This is a genomic window from Pseudonocardia sp. KRD291 (assembly GCF_019263595.1).
Classification (GTDB): domain Bacteria; phylum Actinomycetota; class Actinomycetes; order Mycobacteriales; family Pseudonocardiaceae; genus Pseudonocardia.
On the sequence record NZ_JADQDD010000208.1, the window covers coordinates 1 to 11,288 of the forward strand.

Annotated in this window: 10 protein-coding genes; 9 read left to right on the forward strand and 1 reads right to left on the reverse strand. The window is 75.5% G+C overall.

The window, feature by feature from the left end; genetic code table 11:
* The 8 genes from I4I78_RS23480 to nudC all read left to right on the forward strand — a co-directional run.
* The coding region (locus tag I4I78_RS23480) for a hypothetical protein (protein WP_218613644.1) at nt 1-368 on the forward strand (368 nt) is incomplete at its 5' end.
* Between the two features lie 65 nt (nt 369-433).
* Nucleotides 434-1,279, forward strand: coding sequence for an exodeoxyribonuclease III (locus I4I78_RS23485; RefSeq protein WP_218613645.1), 846 nt, complete (start codon nt 434-436; stop codon nt 1,277-1,279).
* A gap of 112 nt (nt 1,280-1,391) precedes the next feature.
* Entirely contained in the window at nt 1,392-2,318 is a 927-nt protein-coding gene (locus tag I4I78_RS23490; protein ID WP_218613646.1) for a DUF4142 domain-containing protein, read from the forward strand.
* Complete coding sequence (locus I4I78_RS33935) at nt 2,315-3,409, forward strand: class F sortase (RefSeq protein WP_218613647.1); 1,095 nt, start codon at nt 2,315-2,317, stop codon at nt 3,407-3,409. The genes I4I78_RS23490 and I4I78_RS33935 overlap by 4 nt, the downstream gene beginning before the upstream one ends.
* A gap of 214 nt (nt 3,410-3,623) precedes the next feature.
* Nucleotides 3,624-4,910: an aldehyde dehydrogenase family protein gene (locus I4I78_RS23500; RefSeq protein ID WP_218613648.1), complete on the forward strand. Its 1,287-nt coding sequence runs from the start codon at nt 3,624-3,626 to the stop codon at nt 4,908-4,910.
* Nucleotides 4,911-4,981: 71 nt separating this feature from the next.
* Nucleotides 4,982-6,316 (forward strand): pitrilysin family protein, encoded by a 1,335-nt coding sequence (locus tag I4I78_RS23505; RefSeq protein WP_308252307.1) that lies wholly within the window; start codon nt 4,982-4,984, stop codon nt 6,314-6,316.
* The gene (locus I4I78_RS23510) at nt 6,313-7,725 is read left to right on the forward strand and encodes a pitrilysin family protein (protein ID WP_218613649.1); all 1,413 of its coding nucleotides are present in this window, start codon (nt 6,313-6,315) and stop codon (nt 7,723-7,725) included. The genes I4I78_RS23505 and I4I78_RS23510 overlap by 4 nt, the downstream gene beginning before the upstream one ends.
* A complete protein-coding gene (nudC, locus tag I4I78_RS23515) occupies nt 7,722-8,732 on the forward strand; it encodes an NAD(+) diphosphatase (RefSeq protein WP_218613650.1) in 1,011 nt (336 codons plus the stop codon). The genes I4I78_RS23510 and nudC overlap by 4 nt, the downstream gene beginning before the upstream one ends.
* A 37-nt stretch (nt 8,733-8,769) precedes the next feature.
* Here the strand turns inward: nudC and I4I78_RS23520 are convergent, their stop codons facing one another.
* Nucleotides 8,770-9,009 carry a mycoredoxin gene (locus I4I78_RS23520; RefSeq protein ID WP_218613651.1) on the reverse strand — a complete coding sequence of 80 codons (240 nt, stop codon included), beginning with the start codon at nt 9,007-9,009 and terminating at the stop codon, nt 8,770-8,772.
* A 116-nt stretch (nt 9,010-9,125) separates the two neighbouring features.
* On the opposite strand from I4I78_RS23520, the gene I4I78_RS23525 reads away from it, so the two are divergent.
* Nucleotides 9,126-11,231 carry an ATP-dependent DNA helicase UvrD2 gene (locus I4I78_RS23525; protein ID WP_218613652.1) on the forward strand — a complete coding sequence of 702 codons (2,106 nt, stop codon included), beginning with the start codon at nt 9,126-9,128 and terminating at the stop codon, nt 11,229-11,231.
* Nucleotides 11,232-11,288 lie beyond the last annotated feature (57 nt).

The window sequence follows — 11,288 nt, forward strand, 5'->3', positions numbered from 1 at the left end:
TCGCCCGCGACGGCGCCGGCGACGTCCCGATCCGCACCGACGACCGGACCCGGGTCGGCGGGGTCACGACCGAGCTGACCGCGCTGACGCCCGGGCAGCGGGTCGTCGTCCGCGTGTCCGGGACCGGGGCGGACGCCGTCGCGGCCTCGGTGCAGACGCCGCGGGCGCGCCTGACCGGCACCGTCACGTCGCTCGCCGGCGCGCGCGCCACCGTCGTCGAGGCGTCCGGGCTGACGTCCGCGGTGGACACCACGGGACTGACCACGAAGCCCTCGGTCGGGACCCGGGCCGAGTTCGGCGGGGTCGCGGCCGACAACGGCACGGTGCTGCGCGCCGACGAGATGCAGACGCTGCCCGAGCCGCGCTGACCCGTCACCCGGACCGGCCCCGCCGGGCGGGACCGGCCGCGGCGGTGTCCGTAGTCTCTGCGGACGTGCGCCTGGCCACCTGGAACGTCAACTCCGCGAAGTCCCGGCTGCCCCGCCTGCTGCCCTGGCTCGACCAGCGGGCACCGGACGTCGTCTGCCTGCAGGAGACCAAGCTCTCCGACGGCGACTTCGCGAAGGAGCTCGGCGGGCCGCTGGCCGAGCGCGGCTACGAGGTCGCCCACCACGGCCAGGGCCGGTGGAACGGGGTGGCGCTGCTGTCGCGGGTCGGGCTCGACGACGTCGTCCGCGGCCTGCCCGGCGAGCCGCGGTTCGGTGACGTCGCCGAGGCCCGTGCCGTCACCGCGACCTGCGCCGGGCTGCGCGTCACCTCGGTCTACGTGCCGAACGGCCGCGAGCCGAGCGACCCGCACTACGCCTACAAGCTGCGCTGGCTGGGCGCGTTGCGTGACCTCGTCGCGGCCGGCGACCCGGCGTCGGCGGTCGTCGCCGGGGACATGAACATCGCCCCCACCGACGACGACGTGTGGGACCGTCCCGCGTTCGACGGCGCCACCCACGTCACCCCGGACGAGCGCGCCGCGCTGGCCGCGCTCTGCGAGCCGGGGCTGCACGACGTGATGCGTGAGCGGTGGCCGCACGAGCGGGCGTTCAGCTACTGGGACTACCGGGCCGGGCGCTTCCACCGGGACCAGGGCATGCGGATCGACCTCGTACTGGCGGGCTCCGGCCCCGCCGGGCGCCGGGCCGCGGTCTGGGTGGACCGGGCGGCGCGCAAGGGCAGCGGGCCCAGCGACCACGCGCCGGTGATGCTGGACCTCGACGAGGCCCCGGACGGCGACATCGGGCCGGTCGTCCCGCCCCCCAGCGCGCCCGCTCCGCTGAAGCGGTGAAAGGTCGACCTGGGCCCCGCTCGCGCGGTCGAACGGTCCGCTCAACGACCGTCTGCGTGCGGTCGAGCGACCCAGGTTGCGCCAGATGGCGTAACGCTGGTATTCACCGCCCGTGGATCGCAACCTCCGGGGGAACCAGATGACCAAGAAGAACGGCCGCGTCGCGGCCGGTGCCGCCGTGGCCGCCTTCGCGCTGGTGGGTGTGACCGCCTGCTCCGGTGGCGCGCCGGCCGTCCCGAACCTGCCGACGAACCTGCCGTCGATTCCGGGTGTCGGTGACCCGAAGGCAGCCTTCGGCAACGCCCACCAGAGCGCACTGGGACTGGCCGGCCTCGGTGGCCTCGGCGTCGCCCAGGGTGTCGGTGACCAGGTGAAGGACCTCGCGCCGCAGGTGCAGTCCGAGGGCCAGGGCATTGATGAGAAGCTGCGCGGCCTCGCCTCGGCCGTCGGCGTCTCCCTGCCCGACCAGCTGTCCCCGGAGCAGCAGGCGCAGCTCGACGACATCAAGGCGCGCACCGGCGAGCAGTTCGACCAGGGCTGGCTGCAGGCCGCGCAGGCCGAGCAGGCGAAGCTCAAGGAGCAGGCGAACGGCCTGCTCAACATCCCCGGCCTGCCCGAGGACCAGAAGGCCCAGGCCCAGCAGCAGCTGGCCAACCTCGACCAGCTCGGTCAGAAGCTCGACGCGGCCGCCGCCGCGGCCGGTGCCGCCACTCCGGGTGGTGACCAGGCCGGTGGTGACGCCGCCGGCGGGGACGCTGCCGGTGGTGACGCCGCAGGCGGTGCCGCGGGTGGCGAGAACGGTGCCGGTGGCGCTGCCGGTCAGGGCGGCGCGGGCGCCGGGCAGGGCGGCTCGGGTTCGGGCGGCTCGGGCTCCGGCGACGCCGGCTCGTCCGAGGGCAAGGGTGGCCCGGCGGTCGACGCCGGTACCGGTGGCCAGGCCGCCGAGTCCGGCGCGCCGGTCCTGCCGATCGCCTTCGGCGGCCTCGGCCTGGCCCTGATCGCCGCCGCCGGGATGTGGCTGCGCCGCTCCAGGGCGTGAGCGACCGACGCCGGCGCCCGGGGACCCGGGGAGCACTGTTCCTGCTGCTCCTCGGCGTGGTCTCGCTGGGCGCCGGCGTCCTGCTCCACCTGTACGACTCCGACGAGCGCGAGCTCGTCGCGCAGGATCTCGGCTCGCTGCCGGGCGCGACGGCGAGCGCCTCCGGCCCGCTCGCCGAGGACATCCCGGTGCTCTCCGGGCTGGACGAGCTGCTGGTCCGGCCGGACGGCCCGCTGCCGGCAACCGGGGTCTCGGACCTGTCCGGCGGGTTCGACACGTCCCCCGGTCCCGGCCCCTCCGCCGTCGACGGGGGGCTCGACGGGGGGCCCGCTGCCGGGCCCGACGGTGCGACGGACCCCGCGGGTCCTCCGGCCCCGGACGCCGGCGGCGACGTCCCCGACCCCTCCGCGCTGACTCAGGCCGCCCCGGAGACGCGCGCCCCGGGGACGGCCGTGCTGAGCGACCCGGTTCCCGCGCCGGTGGCCCGGCGCCCGGTCCCGGCGGCGATGCCGCAGGCACCCGCCCCGCTCGGACCGGACCTGCCCGGCCTGCTGGGCCCGGTCTACCCGCTGCCCGAGTCCGAGTCCGATTCCGAGTCCGAATCTGGACCCGGGCCCGAGGACGGCCGACCGGCTTCGGCGCCCCTCGTGCCGACCTCCCTGGAGCTCCCGGCCCGGGCCGTCACCGCACCCGTCGACCCGGTCGGCACCGACCCGTCCGGCGGGATGGTGGTGCCCGAGCAGGTCCGCACCGTCGGCTGGTGGGCACCGGGCGTGCTGCCCGGTGGCGCGAGCGGGAGCGCGGTCATCGCCGGGCACGTCGACTCCCGGGCCCAGGGCGTGGGCTTCCTGTCGGTCCTGCCGCAGCTCACCGAGGGTGAACCGGTGCTGGTGCGGGACGCGTCCGGCGGCACCGCGGCGTTCCGGGTCGCGGCGCGGCGCGAGTACGGCAAGTACGACCTGCCGCGCGAGGTGTTCCGCCGCGACGGCGCACCGCAGCTGGTCCTGATCACCTGCGGCGGCCGCTTCGACCCGGCCGCCCGCAGCTACGAGTCGAACATCGTCGTCTACGCCGTCCCCGCCGCGTCCTGATCCGGGTTCTGTCCGCGCCGAGATGCGGACCAGCACGAGTTGTCGATCACCGGCCGACGCTGGGCCGCACCTCGACGGTCGGGCGGGCCCACACGCGTGCGCGGTGACCGCGGGGCAGTGGCCCGGGCAGGTCGGGGCCCGGGTCGCCGTGGCCGGGCGGGACGAGTCCGGATACCCGGCGGCGCCACGACCGCGAGCGCCTACCCTGACCTGCGTGAGCACGAGCACTGATGCCTCCCGCCGTGACGACGCGTCCGGCGCGACCGAGTCCCCGGAGTTCGCCGCCGTCCGGGCCGCCGCCGAGCGGGCCCGGGCCGCGGCCCCGGCCGTGCGCGCGGCCGGGGGCGCCGCCGTCGACGACGCCCTGCGCACCGCGGCCCGGCTGATCCGCGAGCGCACCCCGGCGCTGCTCGAGGTGAACCTCGCCGACGTCGACGCCGCCGAGCAGAACGGCATGGCGGCCGGCCTGCTGGACCGGCTACGGCTGACCGGCGAGCGCCTGGCCGACATGGCCACCCAGCTCGAGGTGCTCGCCGACACCCCGGAGCCTCCGGTGCAGTGGCCGGTCCGGACGCTGGAGACCGGGGAACGGGTGTTCGAGCGGCGGATCCCGGTCGGCGTGATCGGCGCGGTGTTCGAGGCCCGGCCGAACGTGACCGTCGACGTCGCCTCGCAGGTGCTCAAGGCCCGCAGCGCCGCCGTGCTGCGCACCGGCGCGGCCGCGCTCGGTACCGCGACGGCGCTGGTCGAGCAGGTGCTCGCACCGGCGTGCGAGTCGGCGGGGATCCCGGCGGCCGCGGTGCAGCTCGTCCCGCTGTCCGGGCACGCCGGCGCCGAGGCACTGGTGGGCCTGCCCGACCTGGTGCCGCTCGTGGTCGTGCGCGGCAGCGGCGAGGTGACCCGCAAGCTCTCCGTGCTCGGCGCCACCGCCGGCACCCGCGTCCTCGCCCACGCCGACGGGGGAGGGGTGCTCTACCTGGACTCCGCCGCCGACCCGGACGCCGCCGCCCGCCTGGTGCACGAGAGCACCGACCGGCTCGGTGTCTGCAACCGGCTCAACCTGCTGCTGATCGACCGCCCGTCCTGGGACACGCTGCTGCCGATCGCCCGCAAGGTCCTCGACGAGCGCGGCATCGCGCTGTCCGAGCCGCCGCACCCGCACCGGCTCGGGCACGAGTGGGCGCTGGACTCCGGCGCCGAGGCGCACGTGACCGTCGCGCCCGTCGACGGTGCGGCGGACGCCGCGCGGACCGCCGCCCGGGAGACCTCGGGCCTGGCCGCGACGATCTGCACCACCGACGCCGGCGTCGCCGAGGCCTTCATCGACAGCTACACCGGCACCGGCGTGTTCTGGAACGCCACCTCGCGCCTGCTCGACGGCTACAAGCTGCTCGGCCTGCCGGAGACCGGCATCAACGTCGACCACACGCCCGGCCCGCGCGGCCCGGTGACGTATCAGGACCTGGGGCTGCGCCAGTTCGTGGTGCTGCCGCCGGAGTAGGGCTGCGCGACCTGCCGCACCCGCACGCTCCGGGCGGCACGGTGTCGGACCCCCCGGCTAGGGTCGAGATCGTGTCCGTGACCGATGTCGAAGCCGCCGCCCTCGAACTCCACCGGGCGACCCTGTCCAACGGGTTGCGGGTGCTGATCGCGCCCGACCCGACCACACCGGTGGTCGGTGTGTCCGTGCACGTCGACGTCGGTTTCCGCTCCGAACCGGAGGGCCGCACGGGCTTCGCGCACCTGTTCGAGCACCTGATGTTCCAGGGCAGCGAGAGCCTGGAGAAGCTCGCGCACTTCCGCCACGTCCAGGCCTCCGGCGGGATCTTCAACGGCTCCACCCACCAGGACTACACCGACTACTTCGAGGTGCTGCCCGGCGCGGCGCTGGAGCGGGCGCTGTTCCTGGAGGCCGACCGGCTCCGCGCGCCGAAGCTGACGGTCGAGAACCTGCGCAACCAGGTGGACGTGGTCAAGGAGGAGATCCGCCTCAACGTCGTGAACCGCCCCTACGGCGGTTTCCCCTGGATCCTGCTGCCGCCGGTCCTCTACGACACGTTCCCGAACGCGCACAACGGCTACGGGGACTTCTCCGAGCTGGAGCAGGCGACGCTGGAGGACGCGGCGTCGTTCTTCGACACGTTCTACGCGCCCGGCAACGCCCTGCTGACCGTGCACGGGGACGTCGCCGAGCACGGCGTGGACGGTGTGCTGGCGCTGGTCGAGAAGCACTTCGGTGACATCCCGGCCCGCCCGACGCCGCAACGCCCGAGCTTCGCCGAGCCGGTCCCCGGCTCCGAGCGGAGGCAGTCGGTGCCCGACGCGCACGCCCCGCTGCCGGCGATGGCGATCGGCTACCGGGTGCCGGACCCGAGCACCGAGCCCGACTCCTACCTCGCCCACGCGATGCTCGCCTCGGTGCTGACCGACGGCGAGGCCGCCCGGCTGCAGCGCCGCCTGGTGCACGCGGACGGCCTGGTCACCGACGTCTCGGCGTCGAACGGGCTGATGGGCGGCCCGCTCGACGCCCGCGACCCGGACACGTTCACGATCACCGCGGTGCACCCGTCCGACGTCGAGCCGGACCGGGTCCTCGGCGCGGTGGACGACGAGCTGGACCGGCTCGCCGCCCAGGGCCCGAGCGTCGACGAGCTCTCCCGACAGTCCGCCCGCTGGGCCTCGGCGCTGCACCGCGAGGACGACCGGGTGATGTTCCGGATGCTCGGCCTCGGCGCCCGTGAGCTGCTCTACGGCCGCGCCGAGCTCGCGCTGGAGCTGCCCGCCAGGCTCGCCGCACTGCGCCCCGAGCAGATCGCCGAGGCCGCCGGACGCCTGCGCGGCGCCGGCCGCGCCGTCCTGCTCGTCGAGCCGGCCACGGACCAGTCCGACCAGGAGGAGAACTCGTGACGGCCACCCAGAGTCCCGATGTCGCGGCGCGTACCCGTACCGCCGAGGAGATCGGACGCACCGGGACCGGCCCGCGGCCGCTGCCGGCGCTCGGGCGGACCCGGGACGTCCCGCTGCCCGACGTCACGACCGCGACCCTGCCGAACGGCCTGAAGGTCCTCGCCGCGCACCGTCCCGGCGTGCCGATGGTCGAGGTGCTGCTGCGCATCCCGGCCGCCACCGGATCGGCCACCGCGGACCCCGCCTACACCGCCGGGATGGAGGTGCTGGTCGAGACGATGCTGACCGGCACCGCGACCCGCGACCGCGTCGGCATCGACGACGAGCTGGCCGCCGTCGGCGGTGAGCTGGGCGTCGGAGTCGACCCGGAGTGGCTGCAGGCGGGCGGGTCCGCGCTGGCCTCCGGGCTGCCGACGGTGCTCGACGTGCTCGCCGACGTCCTCACCGGTGCCACCCACCCCGACGACGAGGTCGCCCGCGAGCGCGGCCGCCTCGCCGAGCGGATCGCGGTGGCCCGCGCCCAGCCGCGCACGGTCGCCCGCGAGGCCCTGCAGCTCAAGCGCTTCGGCACGCACCCGATCTCCTCGGAGATGCCCACCGCCGAGTCCGTCGCCGGGATCACCGCCGAGCGCGTGCGGGAGCTGCACGCCGACACGGTCGTCCCGGACGGGGCGCGGCTGGTCCTGGTCGGCGACATCGACCCGGACACCGCGATCGAGTCCGTCCGGGCGCGCCTCGGCGGCTGGACCGGGACGCACCCGGCGCGCGAGCTGTCCGCGCCGCCGGCCGTCGTCGCCGGCGACCTGGAGCTGGTGCACCGCCCCGGGTCGGTGCAGTCCCAGCTGCGCCTGACCGCACCCGGGGTGTCCCGCGACGACCCGCGCTACACCGCGTTCCAGCTGGCCAACCTCGTGTTCGGCGGGTACTTCTCGTCGCGCTGGATGGAGAACATCCGCGAGGACAAGGGCTACACCTACGGTGCGCACTCCTCGCAGGAGTTCGTGCCCGGCGGCGCGGTGCTCGGTGTGGACACCGACGTGGCCAGCGACGTCACCGCGGCGGCACTGCTGGAGACCCGCTACGAGCTCGGCCGGATGGCCGCCGTCCCGCCGACGACCGAGGAGGTCGAGTCGGCGCGGCGCTACGCGATCGGGTCGCTGCTGATCTCGCTGGACAGCCAGTCCGCGCTGGCCGGGACGCTGTCCGTGCTGGACTCGGTCGGCCTGGGCGTGGAGTGGCTCCGCGAGCGCCCGGCGCGGCTGGAGGACGTCACGATCTCCCAGGTCGCCGACGCGGCGTGCGAGTTCTTCGCCCCGACCCGGTTCACCGGGGTGGTCGTGGGCGACGCCGACGTGGTCGGCCCGCGGCTGCGCGCGCTCGGCGGCGTCACCCGGGAGGGTTCTGCATGAAGCCCGGGGACTTCGAGCTCGTCGACCCGCCGGTGCTCTCGCGCGGCGTGATGGACCGCGACGAGCAGCTGCGGTTCGACACCGACTACCAGCTCCGGACCTGGAGCGAGGCCCGGATCGTGGTGGTCGACGAGAACGGCCGCACGCCGGTCACCTGGGAGACCCAGCCGGAGGCGACGTTCCGCGAGGCCGACGCCGCGGCCTGGGACTCCGCCGCCGGCAGCGGCGGGACGGTCGTCACCCGCGCGGCCACGACCCTGGGCGAGGAGCCGCCGTCGGACGCGGTGCTGCTCGGTGCGACCGGCGGCGTCCCGTACTGGGCGGTGCGCGGCAAGCCCGACCTGCTGGCCGGGGACGATCCGTCGGACTGGGCGGACCTGCGCGCCGCCGGCGCCTGGCTCGACGAGCTCGGGTCCGGGCTGCTGACCGTCTCGGTCGCCGTCCTGAACTGGCACGACATGGCCGGCTTCTGCCCCCGCGACGGCTCCCCGACGCACCCGCACAACGCCGGTTGGGCACGTCGGTGCGAGGCGCACGGGCACGAGGAGTACCCGCGCACCGACCCGTCGATGATCTGCCTGGTGCACGACGGCGCGGACCGGGTGCTGCTGGCCCGCCAGCCGATGTGGCCGGAGGGGCGGTACTCGGTGCTGGCCGGGTTCGTCGAGTCCGGCGAGTCGGTGGAGGCGTGCGTGCACCGGGAGGTCGGCGAGGAGGTCGGCATCGCGGTGCGCGACGTCCGCTACCTGGGCAGCCAGGCGTGGCCGTTCCCGCGTTCGCTGATGCTCGGCTTCCACGCGACCGCCGACGCGGACATCCCCCTGAACCCGGCCGACGGCGAGATCGCCGACGCGGTGTGGATCACCCGTGCCGAGCTGCGCACGGCCCTGCAGCGCGGCGACTGGGGCGGGAAGCCGTCCGAGGACGGGACCAAGGTCGTGCTCCTGCCGGGCAAGGTCTCGATCGCCCGCACGATGCTCGACGCCTGGGCCGCCCACGGCGACTGACCGGGGTCCCCAGGGTGGGGACGTCACCGCCCCCGGCTCAGGCGGCCAGCTTGGCCCGGACCTCGGAGAAGCTCGGGTTCGTGGCGGTCGTCTCGTCCGGGTAGATCACGGTCGGCACCACCTGGTTGCCCCCGTTGACCCCCTCGACGAAGCGTGCCGCGTCGGCGTTGCGCTCGATGTCGATCTCCCGGTAGCCGATGCCCGCGTCGTCGAGCTGCATCTTCAGTCGACGGCAGAAGCCGCACCAGGTGGTCGTGTACATCGTCAGATCGGCCATGCCCCCTACAACCCGCGCACGCGGCCGGATCATCCCGGCGGTGGGGGCCTTCACACCCGGGGCCTCACCGGCGGTGGCGGTCCGGTCCCGTCGGTGGCGGGTGTCAGGATGGGGCCGTGTCCCGAACCGCGCCCAGCTCCCGAGCGACCGACGCCCCCTCCCACGGCGAGGGGGCCGGCGTCGAGGGCCTCGACCCGGAGCAGCACGCCGCGGTCACCGCCCCGCGCGGGCCGGTCTGCGTGCTGGCCGGCGCCGGTACCGGCAAGACCCGCACGATCACCCGGCGGATCGCCCACCTCGTCGCGGACGGGCACGTCGCGCCGGGGCAGATCCTGGCCGTCACGTTCACCGCGCGGGCGGCGGGGGAGCTGCGCACCCGGCTGCGCGCGCTCGACGCCTCCGGCGTGCAGGCGCGGACGTTCCACGCCGCCGCGCTGCGCCAGCTGCGCTACTTCTGGCCGCGGGTGGTCGGCGGCCCGCACTGGCAGCTCGTCGAGGGCAAGCTGCGGATCATCGGCCAGGCGGCCGCCCGGGCGAAGGCCGGGACCGACTCGGACGCGTTGCGCGACCTCGCCTCGGAGATCGAGTGGGCCAAGTCGAGCCTGGTCGCGCCGTCGGACTACCCGGCCGAGGCGGCGCGCCGCAAACGCGACACCCCCGGCCCGGCCGAGCAGGTGGCCGCCGTCTACGCCTCCTACGAGGAGCTCAAGAACGCCGCCGAGGTGCTCGACTTCGACGACCTGCTGCTGCACACCGCCGTGGCGCTGGAGGAGCACGCCGGGGTCGCCGACGAGTTCCGCTCCCGCTACCGGTGCTTCGTCGTCGACGAGTACCAGGACGTCACGCCGCTGCAGCAGCGCCTGCTCGACGCGTGGCTCGGCGAGCGCGACGACCTCACCGTCGTCGGCGACGCGAACCAGACGATCTACACCTTCGCCGGCGCGTCGCCACGGTTCCTGCTCGACTTCCCGCGCCGGTTCCCGGAGGCGACGGTGGTGCGGCTGCAGCGCGACTACCGCTCCACCCCGCAGATCGTCTCCAGCGCGAACCAGCTGATCGGCGCCGCGCGCAACCGCCCGGCCGGCAGCCGCCTGCAGCTGGTCGGGCAGCTCCCGCCCGGCCCGGACCCGGACTTCTCCGAGCACGACGACGAGCCCGCCGAGGCGGCCGCGGCCGCCGGGCGGATCAAGACCCTGATCGCCGACGGCACGCCCCCGTCGGAGATCGCGATCCTGTTCCGGATCAACGCCCAGTCCGAGGCCTACGAGCAGGCCCTGACCGAGCTGGGCGTGCCCTACCAGATCCGCGGCGGCGAGCGGTTCTTCGCCCGCCAGGAGATCCGCCGGGCGATGATCGCGCTGCGCGGCGCCGCGCCGGACCAGCGTCCCGGCACCGACATGGTCACGGTCACCCGTGCCGTGCTGACCGCGCGCGCCGGGCTCACCGACGAGCCGCCCCAGGGGGCGACGGCACGGGCCCAGTGGGAGTCGCTGCTCGCGCTCGTCGGGCTGGCCGAGGAGCTGGCGGCCGTCGAGCCGGAGGCGGACCTGGCACGGCTGGTCGCGGAGCTGGACACCCGCGCCGACGCCGCGCACCCGCCCGTCGTGCAGGGCGTCACGCTGGCCTCGCTGCACGCGGCGAAGGGGCTGGAGTGGGACGCGGTGTTCCTGGTCGGGCTGGCCGACGGCACGCTGCCGATCCAGCACGCCGAGGGCGACGAGGTCGCGATCGAGGAGGAGCGCAGGCTGTTCTACGTCGGCATCACCCGCGCCCGGCGGGTGCTCTCGATGTCCTGGGCGCTCGCCCGCGCCTCCGGTCGGGGACGCCCGCGGCGGCGCAGCCGGTTCCTGCACGGGCTGATCCCGGACTCGCACCCCGCCTCGCGGATCGCGGGGGAGCGCCGCCCCGGCGCGCCGCGACCCAAGTGCCGTGTCTGCGGGACGCCGCTGTTCGGTGTCGAGGCCACGAAGCTGCTCCGCTGCGCCGACTGCCCGTCCGACGTGGACCTCGAGCTGCTGGACCGGCTCAAGCAGTGGCGGGCCGGATGCGCCAAGGAGCAGAGCGTGCCGCCCTACGTGGTGCTCACCGACGCCACCCTGACCGCGATCGCCGAGCAGCGCCCGGCCGACCCTGCGGCCCTGGTCGGCATCCCGGGGATCGGCGCCGCCAAGCTGGACCGCTACGGCGAGCAGGTCCTCGCCCTCGTCGCCGAGGACAGCTGAGCGCCTCCCGAGACCACCGGGTGAGCGAGGGGACCCTTCGGGACGGGACGTCTCGAA

Coding starts and splice junctions, on each gene's coding strand:
- nudC (WP_218613650.1), top strand. CDS start 7,722: ATGAAGCCCGGGGACTTCGAGCTCGTCGACCCGCCGGTGCTCTCGCGC.
- I4I78_RS23520 (WP_218613651.1), bottom strand. CDS start 9,009: ATGGCCGATCTGACGATGTACACGACCACCTGGTGCGGCTTCTGCCGT.